The 20593-nt window shown below is 65.6% G+C and carries 26 protein-coding genes; 9 read left to right on the forward strand and 17 right to left on the reverse strand.

Annotated features, from left to right (window positions below; genetic code table 11):
- Positions 1-34: 34 nt before the first annotated feature.
- From rbsB to HBF25_RS01035, 14 genes are all read right to left on the reverse strand, one after another.
- Positions 35-967 carry a ribose ABC transporter substrate-binding protein RbsB gene (rbsB, locus tag HBF25_RS00975; RefSeq protein ID WP_166945705.1) on the reverse strand — a complete coding sequence of 311 codons (933 nt, stop codon included), beginning with the start codon at positions 965-967 and terminating at the stop codon, positions 35-37.
- 21 nt (positions 968-988) lie between these two features.
- Positions 989-1933, reverse strand: coding sequence for an ABC transporter permease subunit (locus HBF25_RS00980; protein WP_166945707.1), 945 nt, complete (start codon positions 1931-1933; stop codon positions 989-991).
- 1 nt (position 1934) lies between these two features.
- The gene (locus HBF25_RS00985; protein ID WP_166945709.1) at positions 1935-3416 is read right to left on the reverse strand and encodes a sugar ABC transporter ATP-binding protein; all 1482 of its coding nucleotides are present in this window, start codon (positions 3414-3416) and stop codon (positions 1935-1937) included.
- Positions 3416-3814 (reverse strand): D-ribose pyranase, encoded by a 399-nt coding sequence (gene rbsD / locus HBF25_RS00990; RefSeq protein WP_166945711.1) that lies wholly within the window; start codon positions 3812-3814, stop codon positions 3416-3418. The genes HBF25_RS00985 and rbsD overlap by 1 nt, the downstream gene beginning before the upstream one ends.
- Entirely contained in the window at positions 3811-4707 is an 897-nt protein-coding gene (rbsK, locus tag HBF25_RS00995; RefSeq protein WP_166945713.1) for a ribokinase, read from the reverse strand. The genes rbsD and rbsK overlap by 4 nt, the downstream gene beginning before the upstream one ends.
- A gap of 114 nt (positions 4708-4821) precedes the next feature.
- Positions 4822-5241 carry a gamma-butyrobetaine hydroxylase family protein gene (locus HBF25_RS01000; protein WP_243852914.1) on the reverse strand — a complete coding sequence of 140 codons (420 nt, stop codon included), beginning with the start codon at positions 5239-5241 and terminating at the stop codon, positions 4822-4824.
- Between the two features lie 22 nt (positions 5242-5263).
- Positions 5264-5881 (reverse strand): hypothetical protein, encoded by a 618-nt coding sequence (locus HBF25_RS01005; protein WP_166945714.1) that lies wholly within the window; start codon positions 5879-5881, stop codon positions 5264-5266.
- Positions 5882-5921: 40 nt separating this feature from the next.
- Complete coding sequence (hslU, locus tag HBF25_RS01010; RefSeq protein WP_208392355.1) at positions 5922-7259, reverse strand: ATP-dependent protease ATPase subunit HslU; 1338 nt, start codon at positions 7257-7259, stop codon at positions 5922-5924.
- A gap of 3 nt (positions 7260-7262) precedes the next feature.
- A complete protein-coding gene (gene hslV, locus HBF25_RS21995; RefSeq protein ID WP_208392356.1) occupies positions 7263-7796 on the reverse strand; it encodes an ATP-dependent protease subunit HslV in 534 nt (177 codons plus the stop codon).
- 68 nt (positions 7797-7864) lie between these two features.
- Positions 7865-8746, reverse strand: a complete 882-nt coding sequence (locus tag HBF25_RS01015; RefSeq protein ID WP_166945716.1) for a tyrosine recombinase XerC — start codon at positions 8744-8746, stop codon at positions 7865-7867.
- Positions 8743-9429, reverse strand: coding sequence for a DUF484 family protein (locus HBF25_RS01020; protein WP_166945718.1), 687 nt, complete (start codon positions 9427-9429; stop codon positions 8743-8745). The genes HBF25_RS01015 and HBF25_RS01020 overlap by 4 nt, the downstream gene beginning before the upstream one ends.
- Positions 9430-9487: 58 nt before the next feature.
- Complete coding sequence (gene dapF / locus HBF25_RS01025) at positions 9488-10315, reverse strand: diaminopimelate epimerase (protein ID WP_166945720.1); 828 nt, start codon at positions 10313-10315, stop codon at positions 9488-9490.
- A gap of 6 nt (positions 10316-10321) precedes the next feature.
- Entirely contained in the window at positions 10322-10537 is a 216-nt protein-coding gene (gene lptM, locus HBF25_RS01030) for an LPS translocon maturation chaperone LptM (RefSeq protein ID WP_166945722.1), read from the reverse strand.
- Between the two features lie 44 nt (positions 10538-10581).
- Complete coding sequence (locus tag HBF25_RS01035; RefSeq protein ID WP_166945724.1) at positions 10582-11052, reverse strand: GNAT family N-acetyltransferase; 471 nt, start codon at positions 11050-11052, stop codon at positions 10582-10584.
- 244 nt (positions 11053-11296) lie between these two features.
- Between HBF25_RS01035 and HBF25_RS01040 the strand changes: the two genes are divergently transcribed.
- The gene (locus tag HBF25_RS01040) at positions 11297-12781 is read left to right on the forward strand and encodes a RimK family protein (protein ID WP_166945726.1); all 1485 of its coding nucleotides are present in this window, start codon (positions 11297-11299) and stop codon (positions 12779-12781) included.
- A 564-nt stretch (positions 12782-13345) separates the two neighbouring features.
- Here the strand turns inward: HBF25_RS01040 and HBF25_RS01045 are convergent.
- Positions 13346-13561 (reverse strand): hypothetical protein, encoded by a 216-nt coding sequence (locus tag HBF25_RS01045; RefSeq protein ID WP_166945728.1) that lies wholly within the window; start codon positions 13559-13561, stop codon positions 13346-13348.
- Between the two features lie 135 nt (positions 13562-13696).
- On the opposite strand from HBF25_RS01045, the gene aroE reads away from it, so the two are divergent.
- The 4 genes from aroE (at position 13697) to HBF25_RS01065 (ending at position 15887) form a co-directional block, all read left to right on the forward strand.
- Positions 13697-14533 carry a shikimate dehydrogenase gene (aroE, locus tag HBF25_RS01050; protein WP_166945730.1) on the forward strand — a complete coding sequence of 279 codons (837 nt, stop codon included), beginning with the start codon at positions 13697-13699 and terminating at the stop codon, positions 14531-14533.
- Positions 14534-14535: 2 nt separating this feature from the next.
- Positions 14536-14796, forward strand: a complete 261-nt coding sequence (locus tag HBF25_RS01055) for a YkgJ family cysteine cluster protein (protein WP_166945732.1) — start codon at positions 14536-14538, stop codon at positions 14794-14796.
- Between the two features lie 76 nt (positions 14797-14872).
- The gene (locus tag HBF25_RS01060) at positions 14873-15256 is read left to right on the forward strand and encodes an energy transducer TonB (protein WP_166945733.1); all 384 of its coding nucleotides are present in this window, start codon (positions 14873-14875) and stop codon (positions 15254-15256) included.
- A 142-nt stretch (positions 15257-15398) separates the two neighbouring features.
- A complete protein-coding gene (locus tag HBF25_RS01065; RefSeq protein ID WP_166945735.1) occupies positions 15399-15887 on the forward strand; it encodes a glutathione peroxidase in 489 nt (162 codons plus the stop codon).
- Positions 15888-15893: 6 nt separating this feature from the next.
- Here HBF25_RS01065 and HBF25_RS01070 read toward each other — a convergent pair whose 3' ends face one another.
- Both HBF25_RS01070 and HBF25_RS01075 read right to left on the reverse strand, forming a co-directional pair.
- Entirely contained in the window at positions 15894-16217 is a 324-nt protein-coding gene (locus HBF25_RS01070) for a hypothetical protein (RefSeq protein WP_166945737.1), read from the reverse strand.
- Between the two features lie 91 nt (positions 16218-16308).
- On the reverse strand, positions 16309-16638 hold the full coding sequence (locus tag HBF25_RS01075) for a DMT family transporter (protein ID WP_166945739.1): 330 nt from the start codon (positions 16636-16638) through the stop codon (positions 16309-16311).
- Positions 16639-16779: 141 nt separating this feature from the next.
- On the opposite strand from HBF25_RS01075, the gene HBF25_RS01080 reads away from it, so the two are divergent.
- The 4 genes from HBF25_RS01080 (at position 16780) to HBF25_RS01095 (ending at position 20568) form a co-directional block, all read left to right on the forward strand.
- On the forward strand, positions 16780-19113 hold the full coding sequence (locus tag HBF25_RS01080) for a TonB-dependent receptor domain-containing protein (RefSeq protein WP_166945741.1): 2334 nt from the start codon (positions 16780-16782) through the stop codon (positions 19111-19113).
- A 128-nt stretch (positions 19114-19241) separates the two neighbouring features.
- Entirely contained in the window at positions 19242-19511 is a 270-nt protein-coding gene (locus HBF25_RS01085) for a hypothetical protein (RefSeq protein WP_166945743.1), read from the forward strand.
- Positions 19512-19616: 105 nt separating this feature from the next.
- Complete coding sequence (locus HBF25_RS01090; RefSeq protein ID WP_166945745.1) at positions 19617-20147, forward strand: hypothetical protein; 531 nt, start codon at positions 19617-19619, stop codon at positions 20145-20147.
- Between the two features lie 103 nt (positions 20148-20250).
- Positions 20251-20568, forward strand: a complete 318-nt coding sequence (locus tag HBF25_RS01095; protein ID WP_166945747.1) for a hypothetical protein — start codon at positions 20251-20253, stop codon at positions 20566-20568.
- Positions 20569-20593: the final 25 nt, after the last annotated feature.

Here is a 20593-nt window from a genome sequence, read left to right on the forward strand (position 1 = left end):
CTGTCAGAAAAACGGGCCTTTCGGCCCGTTTTCCTCATTCCTTGGTGAGCAGCTTCAGCGGCACGGCGATGGTCTTGTCCACCGGCTGTTTGTCGATCAGCTTCTTTGCTGTCTCGACACCGAGCTTGCCGATCTCTTCTGGCTGCTGCGCGACGGTGGCGGCCATGGTGCCGTTCTGCACGGCGGCCTTGCCGTCCGGCGTGCCGTCGAAGCCGACCACGAGGATCTTCTTGTCTTTGCCTGCCAGCGCCTGCACGGCGCCGAGGGCCATCTCGTCGTTCTGGGCGAAGATCGCCTGCACGTCGGTGTTGCCCTGGAGCAGGTTCTCGCTGACCGAGAGGCCCTGGGCGCGGTCGAAGTTGGCCGGCTGCTGGGCGACGATCTTCAGGCCGGTAACGGCGATGGCGTCGTCGAAGCCCTTGCCGCGCTCGCGGGCCGCCGAAGTGCCGGCCACGCCCTGCAGTTCGATGACGTTACCCTTGCCGTTGAGCTGCCTGGCAAGGAAGTCGGCGGCCATCTTGCCGCCGGCGATGTTGTCGGAGGCGATATGCGAGGCCACTTCGGCGCCATCCACGCCACGGTCGAGCGTGATCACCGGGATGTTGGCGCGCTGCGCCGACTGCACGGCACCGGCCAGTGCCGACGAATCGGTGGGGTTGAGCAGGATCACCGACACGCGCTTCTGGATCAGGTCCTCGACGCTGGAGATCTGGCGGGCCGGATCATCCTGGGCATCGACCACCACCAGCTGCACGCCGGCATCCTTGGCCGCCTTCTGTGCGCCGTCCTTGAGTTCGACGAAGAAGGGGTTGTTCTGCGTGGACAGCGCCAGGCCGATCACCGGGGTGCCGGCTGCACCGCCACCTGCCGAGGAAGACGCCGAGGGGGCGGACTCGCCCGGACCCTGCTGCGAGCAGGCCGCAAGAAGCGTGGCCGCTGCGGCGGCGAAGAAACTGAGTTTGCGCATGGGATGTGTCCCTCGTGGTGATTACTGGCGCCGGTCGAGCAGGACGGCGATCAGGATGACGATGCCCTTGACCACCTGCTGGTAGAACGAGCTTACGCCCAGCAGGTTCAAGCCATTGTTGAGGAAGCCGATCAGCAGCGCGCCGACCAGGGTGCCGAACAGCCAGCCGCGGCCGCCCGCCAGGCTGGTGCCGCCGAGTACCACCGCTGCGATGGCATCCAGCTCGTAGCCGGCGCCGGCCGTGGCCTGCGCGGAGTACAGGCGCGAAGTGAGCACGATGCCCGCGAAAGCGGAGAGCAGGCCGGACAGGCCGTAGATGGCGAGTTTCATCGGCGCCAGGCGCACGCCGGAGAGGCGTGAGGCCTCTTCGTTGCCGCCGATGGCGACCACGTGGCGACCGAACACCGTGCCGCGCAGCAGGAAGCCGCACAGGGCGAAGGCCACGAACATCCAGATCACCGGTAGCGGGATCAGGTTGGCGACATAGCCGCCGCCCAGCAAGGCGAAGCCCTGGTTGGTGACGGGAATGGGGCTGCCTTGCGTATACGACAGCGTGACGCCGCGCAGCAGGGTCATCGTGCCCAGCGTGGCGATGAAGGGCGCCACCTTGCCCCAGGAGACCAGCACGCCGTTGAGCATGCCCAGCAGCAGGCCCAGGCCGAGGCCTGCACCCACCGAAAGCACCATGCCGTGGCCGGCCGCCATGAGGCCCGCCGTGACCGCGCCGGTGAGGGCGAGGATCGCGCCTACCGAGAGGTCGATGCCACCGGCGAGGATCACGAAGGTCATGCCGAAGGCGATCAACGCGTTGATCGACACCTGGCGCAGCACCGTGAGCAGGTTGCCCGTGGTGAGGAAGTCGGGGCTCATCACCGAGAGCACGATGAAGAGCAGCACCAGGCCGATCACCGAACCCAGGCGTTGGAGCAGTGGCGCCACGCGGCTCCAGTTGATTTGCTGCGTCATGTCACTTGCCTCCGGTGGCGGCGGTCATCACGGCTTCCTGGGTGGCGCCGTGGGCATCGAGCAGGGCCGTTGCATGGCCCTCGTGCATTACCAGGATGCGGTCGCTCATGGCGAGCACCTCCGGCAGTTCCGAGGAAATCATGAGGATGGCCACGCCCTGCTCCGCGAGTTGGTTGATGATGTGGTAGATCTCGGCCTTGCCGCCGACGTCGACGCCACGGGTGGGCTCGTCGAGGATGAGCACGCGCGGTTTCAGCGCGAGCCACTTGGCGAGCACCACTTTCTGCTGGTTGCCGCCGGAGAGCGCACGCACGTCGAGCTCCATGTCGCGCGTGCGGATCTTCAGCGCGTCGATGAGGCCGTGGGTCTGTTTCTTTTCCGCCGGACGATCGACGAGGCCGGCGCGCGCTGGCACGCGCGGCAGGCTCACGTTCTCGCGCAGGCTCATGTCGAGCACGAGGCCTTGCGCCTTGCGGTCTTCGGTGACGAAGCCGAAGCCGGCGTGGATCGCCTCGCTCGGTGTCTTCGGGGTGACCACCGTGCCTTCGAGTGTCACCTTGCCGGCTTCGAGCTTGTCCAGGCCGAACAGCAGGCGGGCCAGTTCGGTACGCCCCGCGCCCATGAGGCCGGCCACGCCGAGCACTTCGCCGGCGTGCAGCTCGAAGCTGACGTCCTGCACGATGCCGCCGCTGATGTGTTCCACCTTCAGGCGCACGTTGCCGATGTTCGGCGTGCGCTCGGGGAAACGCGCATCGAGCGTGCGGCCGACCATCATCTTCACCACTTCATCGAAGGCCAGGCCCGGAATGGGGCGCGTGCCGACGAACTGGCCGTCGCGCAGCACCGAGATGCGGTCGCAGATGGCGAAGATCTCTTCCATGCGATGGGAGACGTAGACGATGCCGGTACCGTGCGCGCGCAGTTCGCGGATCAGTGCGAACAACGTGGTGGTCTCGCGTTCGGTCAGTGCGGCGGTGGGTTCGTCCATGATCAGCACGCGCGCTTTCTGTCCCAGCGCGCGGGCAATCTCCACCATCTGCTGCTGGCCGACGGAAAGACGCTCCACCAGCGTGTCCGGATCGAGGCGATCCATGCCGACGCGCGACAGCCATTCCTTCGCACGGATCTCCATGGCCTTGCGGTCGAGCAGGCCGAAGCGATGCAGTTCGCGACCGAGGAACAGGTTGTCCGCGACGCTGAGCGACGGGATGAGGTTCAGTTCCTGGTGGATGATGGCGATGCCGTGCTTCTCGGCATCGGCGGGCGAGGTGATGGACACCGGCTGGCCATCCACTTCGATGGTCCCCGCGTCGGGCGCGTAGATCCCCGTGAGGATCTTCATCAGCGTGGATTTGCCCGCCCCGTTCTCGCCCATCAGGGCATGCACTTCGCCCGGAAGCAGCTCGAAGGCGACGCCTTCGAGCACTTTCACCGGTCCGAAGGCCTTGTGGATATCGCGCATCCGGACAAGTGGCGTGTTCATCAGAAGGTCACGCCTGCATGCAGGATCACGTTCGCGTAGGGGGCGGTTTCACCCGTGCGCACCACGGCGACGGCGCGCGAGGTCAGTTGCTTGAAGTCGTCGTGAGGCACCTCAGCGATGCGCAGGCCCTCGCCTTCCAGGCGATTGCGCAGCGCGACCATCGCAGGATTGTGCGTGCGGATTTCGCTGGCGAGGGTGAGGCTTTCCACCGCCAGTTCCGCGTATACCGCCTCGAACACGGCCGCGAACGATGGCATGCCGGGCAGCACGGCGAGGTCGATGCAAGGCACGCCGGGGGGTACCGGCAGGCCCACGTCGCCGATCACCAGGGTATCGGTGTGACCCATGGCGGCGATGACGCGGTTGAGTTCGGCGTGCAGCAGCCCGCTACGTCTCATGCATGCTTCTCCAGGAACGCCGCAACCTCGTCGGCACGCGGCATGCCACCCTGGGCGCCCAGGCGGGAGACGGCGATCGCCGCGGTGGCGCAGGCCTTGCGCACCGCCACGTCGAGACCCTCGGCGAGGTACACCGCGAGGGCGGCGTTGAAGGTGTCTCCGGCGCCGGTGCTGTCCACCGCGTCGACCTTGAAACCGGCCTGGTGGCGCGGCTCGTCGTCCGTGTCGCGGAACCACGCGCCTTCCGCACCGCGGGTCAGCACGACCGGACACGGTGCGCGACGCATGAGTTCGCGGAAATCGGTTTCGCCCGCGTCACCGAGCACGGTGGCCAGCTCGTGCTGGTTGGGCGTGAGAAAGCGCACGCGATTCAGCCATTCCACCGGGAGGCGCTGCGCGGGCGCAGGGTTGAGGATCACCGGCACGCCCTCTTCCTGCGCGATACGCAAGGTGGCGTCCACGGCGTCGAGCGGAATCTCCAGCTGCACCAGCAGGGCATCGGCGCCGCGGATCGTGTCGCGCGCGGCCTCCACCTGGGCAGGCGTGACGCGGCCATTGGCGGCGGGCACCACGATGATTTCGTTCTCGCCACCGGCGACGGTGATCGACGCCGTACCGCTGCCGATGCCTTCCACGCGGGTGACATGGCTGACGTCGATGCCTTCCGCTTTCAGCCCGTCGTAGAGCTGCTGGCCGAAAGCGTCGTCGCCGATATTGCCGACCATCGCCACCTTGGCGCCGAGGCGCGCGGCCGCTACGGCCTGGTTGGCGCCCTTGCCGCCGGGGATGGTGAGGAAGCGGTCCCCGGTCAGGGTTTCACCCGGCTCGACGAAACGCGGCGCGAGGGTGACCAGGTCCATGTTGATGCTGCCGACGACGACGATTCGCGTCATGCCTTGGTGCTCCGGTGTGAGTACCTTGGAACGTCCGTTGTTCGCCGGTGTGTGGTGCGGGATGGCGCGCAAATATACGCCTTGCGTGCGCGCAATGCTTTCATCCCCGTGCGCTCATTCGCGGGAAAGACCTTTTTCTTCGAGCTGCGCGAGATAGGCGGGCCAGGCGCTTTCGTAGGCGCGGCCGAGGTCGTGCAGGGTGTCCCAGCCGAAGATGCCGCTGGCGTGTCCGTCGTCGAAGCGCAACAGCACGCCGTAATGGCCGGTGGGTTCCACGGCGCTGATGCCGACATGGCGTTTGCCGGATACGAGGACTTTCTGGCCCGGGCCGTGGCCCTGCACCTCGGCGCTGGGTGAGTTCACCCTGAGGTATTCGTAGGGAAGCCGGAAGCGTTCGCCGTTGTCGAAGACAACTTCAAGAACGCGGGAAGCCTGGTGCAGGGTGATGTCGAGAGGGCGCGGGCGGGACATGGGGATGGACTTGTCGTTGTAGGAGCGCGCCTTGCGCGCGACCGGCGAAAGCGTCGCGCGCAAGGCGCGCTCCTACAGGTAGGTGTCAGGTGGCGTGGCCGAAGCCGCCGCCGGTGCCCTGCTCCAGCGGCGGGGGATCGCCCGCCACGGCCAGCAGCGATGTCGCGTAGGCGTCTTCCATGCTGATCGTGGAGATTTCATCCCACGAGAAGAACGACGGCTCGCGCAGCCATTCCGCGTCGGGGGTGATCTCCTGCATGTTGAAGCCGTCTTCCTCGACGCTGACCAGGCGGCCGATGTAGCAGACTTCTGCCTCGTCCTCGCTGTCGACATGCACGCCGATGACCGGCGCCATCGTCGAGGCGGTCTTCACCACCTGGCTGATGTCGTCCAGCGGGAAGTCCACAGGCGGTGTCGGGACGATGCCCTTCAGCGCCATCGCCTTTTCGAGGAAGCCGGCATGTTTGTCCGGCGCCTCGAATTCGGAGATGTCGCGGTGCCGCATGATGTACATGCCGTCGTAGCTCACGCCGTCGCCGACGACCCACAGCAGGAAGAACTCGCGGCCGACCCCGCCCACGTAGCCACAGAAGCTCCCGTGCTCGAGTTCGCCGCGCCAGATGCGAATCAGCTGGCGACTGTCCTGCGCTTCGCGCAGGGAGGCTCGCTGGCCGTTCGTTTTGAGTTGGATAACCTTGCCCATAGTGGTCAATAGCTTAGCAGAGGGGAGGGGTCATCCATGTTCAGAGGATGTAACGGCTCAGATCCTCGTCCTTGACCAGCGAAGACAGGTTTTTATCGACGTATTCAGCGTCAATACCGTAATTTTCGCCGGACTTGTCGGCCGCTTCGAAGGAGATCTTCTCCAGAAGACGCTCCATGACCGTATGCAGGCGGCGGGCGCCGATGTTCTCGGTGCGCTCGTTCACCTGGAAGGCCACCTCCGCCAGGCGGTCGATGCCCGTGTCGGTGAACTCCAGCGTGACGCCCTCGGTCTGCAGCAGCGCAACATATTGTTTGGTCAGGGCGTTGTTCGGCTCGCGCAGGATGCGCTTGAAGTCGTCCACCGACAGCGCGCTCAGCTCCACGCGGATCGGCAGGCGGCCCTGCAGCTCGGGGATGAGGTCCGAGGGCTTGGCCAGCGAGAAAGCGCCCGAGGCGATGAACAGGATGTGGTCGGTCTTGATCGAACCGTACTTGGTGGAGACCGTGGAGCCCTCGACCAGCGGCAGCAGGTCGCGCTGCACGCCTTCGCGGCTCACGCCGGCACCGCCCCACTCCGAACGCTGTGCCACCTTGTCGATCTCGTCGATGAAGACGATGCCGTTCTGCTCGGCGATATCCACCGCGCGGCTGCGCAGTTCCTCGTCGTTGAGCAGCTTGCCGGCTTCTTCCTCGACCAGCAGCGGGCGTGCCTGGCGGATGCTCATCTTGCGCTTCTGCGACTTGCTGCCGCCCAGGTTCTGGAACATGCGGCCCAGCTGCTGGCTCATTTCCTCCATGCCCGGCGGAGTCATGATCTCCACGCCCACGTTCATGGCGAAATCCAGCTCGATCTCGCGGTCGTCCAGCGCGCCCTCGCGCAGCTGCTTGCGCAGCTTCTGGCGGGTGTCGTTGTCGATGGCCGGCGCGCCCGTGCCGGTGTCGTCCCAGCCGGTGGACTGGCGGCGCGGCAGCAGGGCGTCGAGCAGGCGGTCTTCGGCGGCATCCTCGGCCTGGCTGCGCACGCGCGACTTGGCCTGCTCGCGGACCAGCTTGTACGAGACATCGGCAAGATCGCGGATGATCGACTCCACATCCTTGCCGACATAGCCCACTTCGGTGAACTTCGTGGCTTCGACCTTCACGAACGGGGCGTTCGCCAGGGTGGCCAGGCGGCGGGCGATCTCGGTCTTGCCGACGCCCGTGGGGCCGATCATCAGGATGTTCTTCGGGGTGACCTCGTCACGCATGCCCGGTTCGAGCTGCATGCGGCGCCAGCGATTGCGCAGCGCGATGGCTACGGCACGCTTGGCGTCGTGCTGGCCGATGATGTATCGGTCGAGTTCGTTGACGATTTCGCGGGGGGTGAGTTCGGACATCGTTCAGAGCTCTTCGATCGAAACGTTGTGATTGGTATAGATGCAGATATCGCCAGCGATCTTGAGCGCTTTTTCGGCGATCGTGCGTGCATCCATGTCGGTGTTCTCAAGCAGGGCCAGCGCGGCGGACTGCGCATAGGGGCCGCCCGAACCGATGGCGATGAGGCCGTGCTCGGGTTCCAGCACGTCGCCGTTGCCCGAGATGATCAGCGAGGCCTCGCGGTCGGCCACGGCCAGCATGGCTTCCAGGCGACCCAGGCGACGGTCGGTGCGCCATTCCTTGGCCATCTCGACGGCGGCGCGGGTGAGGTTGTAGCCGTGCTTGACCAGCTTCTCCTCGAACAGCTCGAACAGGGTGAAGGCGTCGGCGGTGGCGCCGGCGAAGCCTGCGAGCACGTCGCCCCGGCCCAGCCGACGGACCTTGCGGGCGTTGGCCTTCATCACGGTGTTGCCGAGGGTGACCTGACCGTCGCTGCCGATGACGACCTTGTCGCCGCGGCGGACGCAGACGATGGTCGTGGCGTGCATCGATTCCATGGTGCGTTCCTTGGGGGAGAGGCCCAACGTGGGGCCGGAAGGCGGTCCGGGCAAGTGCCGAAAATGCGTCACGACTTCCGTTTGGCCCGGGGATGGGCGGCGTCGTAGACCTTCGCCAGGTGCTGGAAATCGAGGTGGGTGTAGATCTGGGTGGTGGCGATGTCCGCATGGCCCAGCAGCTCCTGCACCGAACGCAGGTCGCCGGAGGACTCCAGCATGTGGCTGGCGAAGGTGTGCCGGAGCATGTGCGGATGGACGTGGCGGGACAGCCCGGCCGAGAGCAGGCTGAGGCGCTTCTGCACGGTACGCGGATGGATGGGCAGCCCGGCCCGGCCCTTGAACACGGCCTGCTCCGGTGCGTTGCCACCCTGCGCGGCGAGGTTGCGCAGGGCCGTGACGGCGTAACGGCCCACGGGGAGGATGCGTGTCTTGTTGCCCTTGCCGAGCACCCTCACCTGCCCGTCGTCCAGGTCGAGGTCGCCCCAGCGCAGGCCGCACAGCTCCGAAAGACGCAGGCCGCTCGAATAGAGCAGTTCCAGCATGGCCGTGTCGCGCGGTGCGTGGGCGTCGTCGAGCGTGGTCTCCACCAGTTGCTTGGCTTCGTCCACGTCGAGTACGTGCGGAAGCTTGCGCCGTACCTTCGGGCCACGAACGCCGGCGGCCGGATCGTGGGCGAGCCGGCCCTCGCGCTGGAGGTAGCGGAACAGGGTGCGGCAGGCGGAGAGCAGCCGTTGCAGGCTGTTCGGCGCCAGGCCGTAGCGATGCTCACGGGCGATCATGCTGCGCAGGCGATCGGGTACCAGGGCGTCGAAGCCGGTGATGCCCTCGGCCTCCATGAAGGCGAGCAGCTTGCCGAGGTCGCGACGGTAGGCGTCCAGCGTGTGGGCGGACGGTGCCCGCTCCGCCGCGAAGTGGCGGAGGAAGGCCTCGACGGCCTCCTGCGGTGTCACGCGGCCTTCCGGGCCCGTTCGATCGCCGAGCCGACGCTGGTGGAAATCATGTCCAGGAACAACGTGCCCATGCCCGGGTGGAAGCGACCGGCGTCGTTGCTGCCGATGGCCAGCATGGCGTCGCGGCCGATGCGCATGAGGGCGGCCGAGCGCACCTCCCCGGCTTCCTCGCCGAACAGGCGATGCAGTTTCTCGGGCGCGAGGCGGCCGGCGACCGGGTCGCCGTGTTCGAGGAACGAGGCAAACTCCGGCAGGCCGGCACTGCCGCGCGCTTCGCGCAGCAGCCACGGTTCGTCGGGCAGGCCGGCGAGGTCGCCGAAGAAGACCAGGCGCACGCGCTCGGAGCCGAAGTCGTCGGTGAGCCGGCGGACCACGCTGCGCACGGTTTCCGCGATGTCGCCCGCGCTGAGCAGGGCCAGCATGAGGCTGTGTACGCGGCGCATCAGCGTTTCGTTCTCGCCGGCCACGGTGGACAGCTCGCGCAGCCGGGTTTCGAGTTCGGTGTTCTTCTCGCGCAGGCTGCGCAGCTGGTGCACGGCCAGCGAGGTGGCCGGACCATTGCGCGTGGGCAGCACGAGCAGGTCGGCCAGGTCGGGGTGATCGGCCAGGAAGTCCGGATGCCGGCGCAGGTAGGACGCCACGGTAATCGGCTCGATGTCGCCTTCGATCGCGGTCTCGCTCATGGGGCTGTCCTTCATCTGCTGCGTGCCTGACCCAGTGTGCCGCGTTCGGAGGCTGACGTCACACCTCGCCTTCGAAGACGAAGGCGGCCGGACCGGTCATCCATAGCGTATGGCCTGGACCCTCCCACGCCATGGTGAGCGTGCCGCCGGGAAGCTCGACATGCACGGTGTCGCCGGCAAGACCCAGGACGCGTGCCACGGCGGCGGCCGCGCAGGCGCCGGTGCCGCAGGCGCGTGTCCAGCCACTGCCGCGCTCGTGCACGCGAAGGCGCAGGCGATCGGGCCCCAGGCGCTGGGCGAAACCGATGTTGGCGCCTTCCGGGAAGACGGGGTGACGCGTGAGTTTCGGCCCGAGCTGGTCGACACGCGGGTCGGCGACATCATCGACGAAGATCACGCCGTGGGGGTTGCCCATGGAGACGGCGCCGAAGGTGGCCTCGTCGCCGTCCACGTCGAGCGTGTAGGTCGAATGCGCCGGGCGGTCGAGCGGGATATGCGCGGGCGTGAAATCCGGTTCGCCCATATCCACCGTGACCATGTCCGCTCCGAGCACGCGCACGGTGACCGGCCCGGACGGGCTTTCGAGCCTGACCGGCACGTCGCGCTCGATGGCGCCATCGCGATAAAGCCAGGCCGCCACGCAACGCACGCCGTTGCCGCACTGGCCCGAGGGCGAGCCGTCGGCGTTCCAGATGCCGTAATAAAACGCACAGGAGGGATCGCGCGCCGGCTCGATGCTGATGAGCTGGTCGAAGCCGATGCCTGTCTGGCGGTCGGCCAGCGCGGCGATGCGCGCCGCGTCGGGGACGCGGCCGGCATCGTCACGCCAGTCCACGATGGCGAAATCGTTGCCGATCCCATGCATCTTGGTGAAGCGGGAGGGCATGGCGGCTTACTGGTGGATGATCGGGTTGAACGGCGACATCGTGGTGCTCACGGGCGCGGGGCCCTGCACCGTGGACGCGGCAGCCGGATGCGGAACGGCCTGTGGCTTGGCGGTGCTGCCCGGCGCAGGCGGAGGCGGCATGAACAGCGGGCCCTTGTTGCCGCAGCCCGACAGGGCGACGACGGCAATGAGGAGGGCGCATGGGAGGATCGATCGGCGCATGGTCGGTTCCCTGGAAACGAGGGCCAGTATAGCCCCGTGACCGCTCAGAGCTGCTTCTCGAAACGCAGGGCGTCGGTGCCGTCGGCGTAATACGCCGCGTACTCGCCGATCTTTTCGTAGCCCAGACGCTCGTAGAGGCGGATGGCGACGCCGTTGTCCTTGCGTACTTCAAGGCGCAGCGAGCGGCAGCCACGCTGGCGTGCCGATACCTCGGAAGCCTCGATCAGCGCCGAGCCCACGCCCTTGCCCTGGGCCGCCGGCTGGGTGGCGAGGGAGTACAGGCGTGCCACGGTGGTGCCCTTGCGGAAGAACACCACGGCGGTACCGAGGAAACGGCGGTGATTGGCGCTGGCCACCAGGACCAGGGCGGTTTCGCTGTCGAGGTGCTTGCGGTACTGGGCGCGGCTCAGGCGATCCTGGGCGAAACTCGATTCCTCGAGCGCGACCAGGTCGTCGAGATCGCTGACTTCGGCGCGACGAACGCGTACCGCGGCGGTAACCGGGGGTGGACGCATGCGTGATGGAACTCCGGCGCGGGTGGGACAGGACGGCTGCGGAGCCGGACAGGGGTATTCGGCAAGCGCGGCACTGTAGACCCCTCGCCCCCATCGATCAATGACTTTTTCATGAACCCGTTCAATCGGGCTTCAGCGCCCCGGCTTGTGCGTCGTGGCAGCGGGGAACACACTGCCGGCACCGGCGAAACGCGGCGGCCCGATGTCGGGCCCCGGACACGGAATCGTCGTTTGCTGAGGTCTCATGAGCCGGCTCGTCATCGTCGTGGAGAAAGCCTCGGACTGGGGCTCGTACTACCCTTCAGCCGACGTCGTCAGTGCCATGGATTACCTCCGCGAGCCCATCGGTGGCGACGACGAGCGCACCCATGTCATCAACCTGTGCCGCAGCTACAAGTACCTGGGCACCGGTTACTACGTGTCACTGCTGGCCGAGGCCCGCGGCCACAAGGTGATCCCCTCGGTGCGCACGGTGAACGACCTGCGCCGTCGTTCGCTCTATGGCCTTGACATCGACGACCTCAACCAGAGGCTGCAGAAGTTCCTGCCGGCCGGCGGTCGCGACACCACTGATTTCGGTGTCCTGGTCTACTTCGGCGAAACCGCCTATCCCGACCTGCAGGATCTCGCCCGCCAGGTCTTCGACATGTTCCCCTGCCCGCTCATGCGCATCGAGTTCGAGCGCGAGCGGATCTGGCAGGTGACGGCGGTGAAGCCGGTGGGCCTGCATACGCTGGACGACGCCCAGGAAGACGCCTTCGCTGCCGCGCTGGAGAAGTTCTCGCGAAAGATATGGCGCAAGCCGCGTACACGCCGCCGCTATCGCTACGACATCGCGATGCTGGTCGACCCCAACGAGGCCATGCCGCCGTCGAACCGCAAGGCGCTGAAGCATTTTGTCGAGGCGGGCAAGCACCTGGGCATCGAGGTCGATCCGATCGGCAAGAACGACTACCAGCGCCTGGCCGAGTACGACGGCCTGTTCATCCGCGAAACCACGGCCAGCGACAACCACACCTACCGCTTCGCGCATCGCGCGGAGAAGGAAGGCATGGTGGTGATGGATGATCCGACCTCGATCCTGCGTTGCACGAACAAGATCTTCCTTAACGACCTGATGGTCTCGCGCAAGCTCGCCACGCCAACCACCGAGATCATCTATCGCGACGACCCGAAGCAGCTGCGCGAACTGCCGGACCGGCTGGGCCTGCCGCTGGTGCTGAAGATCCCGGACGGTTCGTTCTCGCGCGGCGTGGTGAAGGTGGAAAGCCGCGAAGCACTGGAAAAAGCGGCCGGCGAGCTGTTTTCGCACAGCGCCCTGCTCATCGCACAGGAATACCTCTACACGGAATTCGACTGGCGTATCGGCGTGCTCAACCACGAGCCCTTGTATGCATGCCAGTACTTCATGTCGCGCGGCCACTGGCAGATCTACAACCACGGTGCCAAGGGCACGGCGAAATCCGGCGGCTTCCGCACGGTGCCCGTGCGCGATGCGCCCAGCGAAGTGGTGAAGCTGGCGCTCAAGGCAACGCAGACCATCGGCGACGGCATCTACGGCGTCGACCTGAAACAGGTAGGCGAGCGCCCGGTAGTGATCGAGGTCAACGACAACCCGTCCATCGACGCAGGCGTGGAAGACGCCTACCTGGGCGAAGACCTCTACCTGCGCATCATGCAGGAATTCCTCCGCCGCCTCGAAATGAAACGCCTCGGCCTAAGCACCTGACCCCACCACCCTGTAGGAGCGCGCCCCGCGCGCGACCATTTGAAACGTGACATCTCCGAATGAGAAGGCTTCCCTACCGAAGGTGTAGGAGCCGATCGCATCGGCGATGTTGCGCTCCGTAGGAATGCAGCCCTTGTGGTGTCTCGCTCCGTAGCAAGGGCTCGCCTATCAGCCTCGCATCGGCGCTCATACGTGGCGGAGCAGAGGCGACGGGTGCGGCCCTTGGCGCTCCGGCCTGCGGTGTCCCTCGGGAAAGGAGGAGCCGCTGCGCGGCTCAGTGTTTTGATGGCTCGCGCCCCTTCGGGCACGGGGAGCGGGCGGGGCTTTTCGACTCGGCCTCCGTGCCTCGGCGAAAAGGGCCGGCCTTCCTGGCCGGCCCCGCTACGCGGCCTTATCCGCCCACTCCCCTCACCTCCATCAGTCGCGCCAAGGGCCGCCCCCGCCGCCTCTCCATACGTGATCGCAGGCTGTTGTAGGAGCGCGCCTGCGCGCGACCGGTTGTCGCGAAAATTTTCATCGTTTCGATATCACCGGTCGCGCGCAAGGCGCGCTCCTACATGAAACTCAGCGGCGCAGGAGTGCCGCCAGCAGCTCCAGCGGCAGCTTCGGCCGCATCGCCAGCAACACGCTTGCCGGCGCCAGCACCAGCCAGAACAACGGCGACCAGCCCAAGGCGTCGCTGCGCGCGGACAACGGGGTGAGCACCAGCAGCAGGCTGCCCACGGCCAGCCAGGCCAGGGCGATAAGGGCGCGAAGGCGGTGCGGCGAGAGCGTGTTCATGGCGGGATTCCTGCCGGTGGTGGTGGGGCCTAAGGTAGGCAGCCCCTGTCTCACGGGTCGCGACAGCCCTTCCACCGCCGCATTGCTAGAATCCGTCCGCCGGACATGGTGTCCGGCCAAGAGCCAGGAGAGTCCATGAGCGTCGAAGCTCGTCGTTACGCCGTGTTCGGTCATCCGATCGCGCATTCGCTGTCCCCCGAAATCCATTCGGCTTTCGCGAAACAGCTGGGTATCGCCCTCGATTACCGTGTCATCGACGCCGCGCCCGTGGTCTTCGAAGCCGAGGTCCGTCGCTTCTTTGCCGAAGGCGGCCATGGGGCCAACGTCACCATGCCCCACAAGCTGGTGGCGCTCGCCATGGCCGACGAGGTGACCGAGGCGGCGAAGCGCGCCGGTGCCGCGAACACTCTTACCCATCTGGGCAATGGTCGCATCGAGGCTCACAACACCGATGGCAGCGGCTTTGTCCGTGACATCACCGAACGCCACGGCTTTGACCTGCGTGGTCACGACGCGCTGCTGCTCGGTGCCGGCGGCGCGGCCAAGGCCGTAGCCTGGGCCCTGATGGATGCTGGCGTAAAGACGCTGACCATCGTCAACCGCACGCCCGAGCGCGCCGACGAGCTTGCCGATGCCATCGGCGAACCTGCGCGTTGCCACACGCGTTACTGGGACGGCCTGGACGGCGAGTGCTTCGATCTCGTGGTCAACGCCACGTCTATCGGTTTCGACGGTGGCAAGTTCGACCTGCCGATGTCCATCGTGCAGGACCATTCCACCGCCTACGACATCTGCTACGGCACCGCGGCTGCCGGCTTCAAGGGCTGGGCGGTTGCCGCTGGCGTGCGTCCGGACTGGTTCCGCGACGGCCTGGGCATGCTGATCGAACAGGCTGCCGACGGCTTCGAGCGCTGGCACGGCCAGCGTCCGGATACGGATCCGGTCTACCGCGAATTGCGCCAGCGCTTCTGAGCATGGCTCTTGCCTGCCGCCCCGGGTGTGGCGCGTGCTGCATCGCTCCGTCGATCAGCTCGCCCATTCCCGGCATGCCCAACGGCAAGCTGGCAGGCGTTCGCTGCATCCAGCTCACGGCGGACAATCGCTGCGCCATCTTCGGTCGTCCCGAACGGCCGAAGGTGTGTGGCGGCCTGCGTCCCGAACAGGAGATGTGCGGGACGGACAACACGTATGCCATGGCCTGGCTCACCCAACTGGAACGCATGACGGCAGCCTGATCATTCCGTCGCTTGTCTCGCCTGCGGCCAGGGAGCACCCTACGCCACCAGCCATCGATGGCTTGAGAGGGTGATCATGAAATCAGCAGGAATTTACGCACTGACGTCCTTGGTGTGGTTGATCGCTCAAAGCGCGTTCGCGGCACCACAAACGCAGAAAGGCGTGGATGCGGCGGCGCCATCGACGGGTGATGGTACGAGCACGTCGCCCTATCCAGCAGATGCCATCGCCGCAAAGCACGAAGGTCTTGTCGTCGTAAAAACCTTTGTGGATACCGAAGGCACAGCATCCCGCGCAACGGTTGAGAAATCGTCCGGGTATCCGGAGTTGGACGATGCCGCGAAGAAGATGGTGACGCAGCACCATTTCAATCCGCATGTTGGCAAGGACGGCAAGCCGGATTCGGGTTACGCAATCATTCCCGTGAAGTTTGCGCTACCCCCATCGAAGTCTTCCTGAGGATGAGTAGCGATGCATGATTGAGGGCAACGATGGGGTCATCGATGGATAGCCGTTCCCTATGGCGGGTGTTGAATCAATCGATTGGTCTTGCCATCCCCTGAGATGGACACTCCCCTGATCAACCACAGGGAATCCCGCCATGCAGTCCATCTACGAGCACCAGCTGCGCACCATCGACGGCGATATCGTGTCCATGGACACCTATCGTGGCAAGGCGCTGCTTATCGTCAACGTGGCCTCACGCTGCCAGTTCACGCCGCAATACCAGGGCCTGGAAGCGATGTACCAGCGTATGCGCGGGCAGGATTTCGAGATCCTCGGTTTTCCCTGTGACCAGTTCGGAAACCAGGAGCCGGGTGCGGACGCCGAGATCAAATCGTTCTGTGACCTTACCTATGGCGTGACCTTTCCGATGTTCTCCAAGGTGGAGGTCAATGGCGCCGGGACGCACCCGTTGTTCGCTTCGTTGAAGCATGCCGCGCCCGGCCTGCTCGGGGCGGAGGACATCAAGTGGAACTTCACCAAGTTCCTTGTCGATCGTTCGGGCAGGGTGATCAAGCGCTATGCGCCGGCTTTTACGCCGGACTTCATCGAACGCGAGCTGGCCAGCGCCGCCCTGGTGCATTGAGCTGTGTTACTTCGGCGCCAGTGCCGTCACGCTATGCGGACACGTATAGGTTGCCCGGTACTGGTAGCTCGACTTGCCGTGCTGGTCGACGCCGGTAGTCACTGGCGTGGCCAGCACCAGGTGGATCGTATCCACCTGTGGTGACTGGCACGACTCGCGGGCCTGTGCAATGCAGGGCTGTTCGGTCATGGCGTCCGTCGTACAGGAGACGGCGATGGGAGCCACATGGTGTGTGACCACGGCTACCGGCGGCGGGGATGACGTGGCGCACGCGGCCAGCCATGCCGGCGCGATGGCGATACCCAGGAAACGCAACGCGGAACGACGCATCGGATCCTCCTGACAAACGGGTCGTGTACCGGACCCAAGGCTGGCCGGATGAGCGGCCGTTTTCAGTGAACGGGTTGGCGAACCTCGCCGCTCAGTGCGACACCGATTTCGAAAAGACGTTCACCACGATCACCCCCGCGATGATCAGGCCCAGGCCGATGAGTGCGGCCAGGTCCAGGGCCTGGCGGTACCAGACCCAGCTGACTGCCGAGATGAGCACGATGCCTACCCCGGACCATATCGCGTAGGCGATGCCGGTGGGAATCGTGCGCAGGCACAGGGACAGGAACCAGAAGGCGATGCCATAGCCGATGACCACCACGACGCTGGGCCACGGACGACTGAACGAATCCGAGGCTTTGAGGGCGGATGTGGCGACCACCTCGGCGACGATGGCGATGGCGAGGTAGAAATAAGGCATGGCGTCGCGCTCTTTTGGACGAAACACGCATGACGATAGCAGCCGAGGCCGGTATTGGCGTAAGACGCCCGTCATATACGAGTAAGCATCGTTACATGAAGTCAGGCGACGCTTTCGCGAATGCCCAGGAAGGATTTCCCGATGACGTTCGCCCGTACCGCACTCCGTCGTACCGCCCTCGCCACCGCCCTTGCCCTCACCCTTCACGTGGGCCTTGCCCAGGCCGCCGACGACGGCGCCAAGCCGGCTCCGGCTGCCGCGTCGACGGATGCGGACACCAACACGGACGGCAACAGCAGCAAGACCGCCCGCCAGCTCGACGCCGTGTCGGTGATCGCGCCGGGCGAAACCCGCCAGATCCAGAGCATCGGCACCGACGAGATCGTGCGCCAGCAGGTGCCCGGCACCAGCGCCTTGAAAGCGCTGGAAAAACTGCCCGGCGTGCAGTTCCAGGCAGCCGACCCGTTCGGCGCCTACGAGTGGTCTACGCAGATCAACCTGCATGGTTTCGATCAGTCGCGGCTGGGCTTCACCCTCGACGGCATCCCGCTCGGCACGATGGGCTACGGCGTGACCGACGGCCTGCAGGTGACCCGCGCCATCACCACCGAGAATCTGTCGACGGTGGAACTCGCCCAGGGCGCCGGTGCCCTCGGCACCGCCTCCAATACCAACCTCGGCGGCACGGTGCAGTTCTACTCTGCCGATCCGGACATGAAGCCGGGCGTGCGCCTGAGCCAGGTCATCGGCTCGGATTCGACCAAGCGTACCTTCGCCCGCGTGGATACGGGTGACCACGGCGGCTTCTCTGCCTACGTGTCCTTCGTGCACGCCGATACCGACAAGTGGAAGGGCTTCGGCGACCAGAAGTCGAACCAGGCCAACCTGAAGGCCGTGTACCAGTGGGGCGACGGCAACCGCATCAGCCTGTTTGCCGACAGCAGCAAGCGCAAGGAATACGACTACATGGATCTGTCCCTCACCAGCCAGCGCGTGCTGGGCTGGAACTGGGACTACCTGCAGCCGGACTGGAACACCGCCGTGCAGATGGCGAATGCGCTCAACGGCAAGGGCGCCTACCCGGCCGTGCTCAACGGGCTGCCGGCCAATTACGACAAGGGCGACGCCACGTACTACGCCGGCGGCGGCATCCGCCAGGACAGCCTTGCAGGCCTGTCCGGCTCGTTCAACCTCGGCGAGGGCATCACCCTCGACAGCACGGGCTACTACCACACCGATCGCGGCGAAGGTCAGTGGGCCACGCCGTACCAGGCCTCGTCGCCGACCGTGCCGCTGTCCATGCGTACCACCGATTACGGCCTGGACCGCTATGGCCTGACCTCGGCGCTGAAAGCCACCGTCGGCAACAACGACATCGAAGTGGGCGTGTGGGGCGAAGAGTCCAATACCAACCAGGAGCGCAACTTCTTCCCCCTGGGCGGCGAGTACACCGCGCTGTACCGCGTCTATAACGACCAGACACCGTTCCTGCGTGCGTTCCTGCAGCACTATGAAACCAAGACACGCATGGCCTACGCCGAGGATACGATCCATCTCCTCGACGACCAGCTCACGATCAACGTCGGTGCCAAGTCGCTGAGCGTCACCACCGATGCCACTTCGCGGGTGCCCACCACATCGTTTGCCCAGGGCAGCATGAAGGCCAGCAAGGGCTTCCTGCCGCAGGCAGGTATCGACTACAAGCTCGACGCCAACCAGGACATCTACGCCTCGTACGCGAAGAACATCTCTGCCTACGGCATCACGCCGTTCAGCACCTCGCAGGCAGCGTTCGATGCGGCCAAGTCGCACCTGAAGCCGGAAGAATCGCAGACCTGGCAGGCTGGTTACCGCGCCCACGGCGACACCTTCGAAGCCTCGGTGGGCGTGTTCTACACCCGCTTCCAGAACCGCCTGCTGGTGGTCACGCCCTGCCCCGCCGTGGTCACCTGCGCCTCCTCGCTCAACAACGTCGGTGACGTGAAGAGCCAGGGCGCCGACCTGGCCTTCCTGTGGAAGCCGGTGCAGGGCCTGAGCTGGCTCAATTCGTTCTCGTACAACAAGTCGCAGTACCAGGACGACTACGTGACCGGCGGCGTGACGATCAACACGGCCGACAAGTACGTGGTGGGCGTGCCCAAGACCATGTTCTCCAGCTCGGTCAGCTACGAGATCGCCGGCTGGCGCGCCAACCTCGAAGGCAAGTACACCAGCCAGCGCTACATCACGTACATCAACGACTCCAAGGTGCCGTCGTACTGGATCTTCAACGCCGGCCTCGCGTACGACTTCGGCGACCTCGACGTGTTCAAGGGCCTGAGCGTGGGCCTCAACGTCACCAACCTGCTCAACAAGCGCTACTTCGCTTCCACCGGCACCAACGGCTATGTGGCCTCCGATCCGGACGGCTACAACCAGACGCTGATGGCCGGTGCGCCGCGCCAGTACTTCTTCAACGTCAGCGCGAAATTCTGACGGGACATATCGGTGAAATCCCCCGGATGACAGGCCCCGTGGCCTGCCACTCCATGTCAAAGTGAAGGGTGCATGCGTAGCGGATGGCTCGCATGCGCCTTTTATGTTTCATGACACGGAGTCACACCATGTATCGATGCATCACCCTTGCCCTTCTTGGCCTGGCGGCGTCTACCGCCGCTGCCGGTGACACCCATACCACCACGCGCCTCGTGGTGAAGAAAGTATGCAGTGATGCCCAGCGCCAGCAGGTTCGCAAGCAGTTGCTGGACGGCCATTCGCTGGAAACCGTACGACAGGCCAACCCCTGTTTCGACCGGGAGATTGCCGCGCTGGCACTTGAACCGGATCTTCGCAGCCTGGGTGGTGTGCACCACGCCTCGTCGAATCATCTGTAACACGTTGTCTGCAACTGCCACGGTACTGCAACGAAGCTGCGATACCGTCCGCGTCCGTCGGCCACAGTGGGTGTGTCGGCGGATGCCCCATTGCGAGCCGCCCCCATGCTCCTTGCCAAACCGGTCGTGCCATCCCGTCGCGCGATCCTTATCATCGGCGCAGCCGCCATCGTGGCCTGTGCGATAGCCTCGACGATATGGCTGCGCGGTCATCGTGCCGATACCGGGGCGATGATCGGGCATACCCTCAGCGTATCCACGGACCCGGCGGGGCATTCGAGCGAGGTCGACATCCTGCTCGGCCTGGCGCGGCAGGCAACGAAGGAGGGGCGCCTGGTAGCCCCCCAGGGCAATAACGCCTACGAGTATTACCTCAGCATCATCCAGCTCGACCCCGACAACCCGTCGGCGCTGGATGCCCTGCGCGAGACGTTGCCCTTCGCCTCGCAGGAAATCGAGCAGCAGATCAACCGCCGCCAGCTCGAAGAAGCCCGACGTGAAATCGCACTGCTGCGCGACTTCGACCCCACCAATTACACCCTCATCATCCTGGGCGCGAAGCTCGATGCGCAGCAGCAGGTGGTAACCGCCGAAGACGAGGCGAAAGCCGACGCGATGCGTCGGCATGGCGGATAGGCGAATTCAGGAAGCGGTTGGCGCCGGATGCCCATAGTGGCCGCCCGCTCTTCGCCACGGCGAAGGACGGACAACGACCACCACAGGAAACGGAACCTCCTTCATGAACCACATCGTTCGCAAGGCCCTCGTGGCCCTTTTCGTCGCCGCTCCGGCCATCGCCGCCGCCCAGGTCTCCACGCCCGTCGTCGATGCCCCGGCCATCCAGCCGGTACCGTCCCGCTGTGGCGTGACCGACCTCAACGAATTCGCGGCCTTCATCGCCGGCAAGCCCACGCCGGCGGAGTTCCGTGCCTTCTATTCGTGCGTCGGCCTCGTGCTCCCCGGCGACGTCACCACCACCGAAATCCGCTACGACAACAGCCGCTATTTCGCGCAGCTCGACGCGCATGGCCGTATCGTCGGCGGCCGCTTCCGCTGATTCAGCGAATCAACCTATCCCGGCA

The sequence above is a fragment of the Luteibacter anthropi genome, assembly GCF_011759365.1.
Classification (GTDB): Bacteria; Pseudomonadota; Gammaproteobacteria; order Xanthomonadales; family Rhodanobacteraceae; genus Luteibacter; species Luteibacter anthropi.

Excerpts from the sequence above, each read along its gene's own strand:
- HBF25_RS01075 (WP_166945739.1), bottom strand. The coding sequence starts at position 16,638 with ATGCCTTATTTCTACCTCGCCATCGCCATCGTCGCCGAGGTGGTCGCC.
- HBF25_RS01005 (WP_166945714.1), bottom strand. The coding sequence starts at position 5,881 with ATGGGCAAGGTTATCCAACTCAAAACGAACGGCCAGCGAGCCTCCCTG.
- HBF25_RS01045 (WP_166945728.1), bottom strand. The coding sequence starts at position 13,561 with ATGAACACGCTCTCGCCGCACCGCCTTCGCGCCCTTATCGCCCTGGCC.
- HBF25_RS01095 (WP_166945747.1), top strand. The coding sequence starts at position 20,251 with ATGAACCACATCGTTCGCAAGGCCCTCGTGGCCCTTTTCGTCGCCGCT.
- HBF25_RS01040 (WP_166945726.1), top strand. The coding sequence starts at position 11,297 with ATGAGCCGGCTCGTCATCGTCGTGGAGAAAGCCTCGGACTGGGGCTCG.
- HBF25_RS00980 (WP_166945707.1), bottom strand. The coding sequence starts at position 1,933 with ATGACGCAGCAAATCAACTGGAGCCGCGTGGCGCCACTGCTCCAACGC.
- HBF25_RS00985 (WP_166945709.1), bottom strand. The coding sequence starts at position 3,416 with ATGAACACGCCACTTGTCCGGATGCGCGATATCCACAAGGCCTTCGGA.
- dapF (WP_166945720.1), bottom strand. The coding sequence starts at position 10,315 with ATGCCCTCCCGCTTCACCAAGATGCATGGGATCGGCAACGATTTCGCC.
- HBF25_RS01065 (WP_166945735.1), top strand. The coding sequence starts at position 15,399 with ATGCAGTCCATCTACGAGCACCAGCTGCGCACCATCGACGGCGATATC.
- HBF25_RS01090 (WP_166945745.1), top strand. The coding sequence starts at position 19,617 with ATGCTCCTTGCCAAACCGGTCGTGCCATCCCGTCGCGCGATCCTTATC.
- HBF25_RS01035 (WP_166945724.1), bottom strand. The coding sequence starts at position 11,052 with ATGCGTCCACCCCCGGTTACCGCCGCGGTACGCGTTCGTCGCGCCGAA.
- rbsB (WP_166945705.1), bottom strand. The coding sequence starts at position 967 with ATGCGCAAACTCAGTTTCTTCGCCGCCGCAGCGGCCACGCTTCTTGCG.
- aroE (WP_166945730.1), top strand. The coding sequence starts at position 13,697 with ATGAGCGTCGAAGCTCGTCGTTACGCCGTGTTCGGTCATCCGATCGCG.
- rbsD (WP_166945711.1), bottom strand. The coding sequence starts at position 3,814 with ATGAGACGTAGCGGGCTGCTGCACGCCGAACTCAACCGCGTCATCGCC.
- HBF25_RS01060 (WP_166945733.1), top strand. The coding sequence starts at position 14,873 with ATGAAATCAGCAGGAATTTACGCACTGACGTCCTTGGTGTGGTTGATC.
- rbsK (WP_166945713.1), bottom strand. The coding sequence starts at position 4,707 with ATGACGCGAATCGTCGTCGTCGGCAGCATCAACATGGACCTGGTCACC.
- hslV (WP_208392356.1), bottom strand. The coding sequence starts at position 7,796 with ATGGAATCGATGCACGCCACGACCATCGTCTGCGTCCGCCGCGGCGAC.
- lptM (WP_166945722.1), bottom strand. The coding sequence starts at position 10,537 with ATGCGCCGATCGATCCTCCCATGCGCCCTCCTCATTGCCGTCGTCGCC.
- HBF25_RS01080 (WP_166945741.1), top strand. The coding sequence starts at position 16,780 with ATGACGTTCGCCCGTACCGCACTCCGTCGTACCGCCCTCGCCACCGCC.
- HBF25_RS01070 (WP_166945737.1), bottom strand. The coding sequence starts at position 16,217 with ATGCGTCGTTCCGCGTTGCGTTTCCTGGGTATCGCCATCGCGCCGGCA.
- hslU (WP_208392355.1), bottom strand. The coding sequence starts at position 7,259 with ATGTCCGAACTCACCCCCCGCGAAATCGTCAACGAACTCGACCGATAC.
- HBF25_RS01020 (WP_166945718.1), bottom strand. The coding sequence starts at position 9,429 with ATGAGCGAGACCGCGATCGAAGGCGACATCGAGCCGATTACCGTGGCG.
- HBF25_RS01055 (WP_166945732.1), top strand. The coding sequence starts at position 14,536 with ATGGCTCTTGCCTGCCGCCCCGGGTGTGGCGCGTGCTGCATCGCTCCG.
- HBF25_RS01085 (WP_166945743.1), top strand. The coding sequence starts at position 19,242 with ATGTATCGATGCATCACCCTTGCCCTTCTTGGCCTGGCGGCGTCTACC.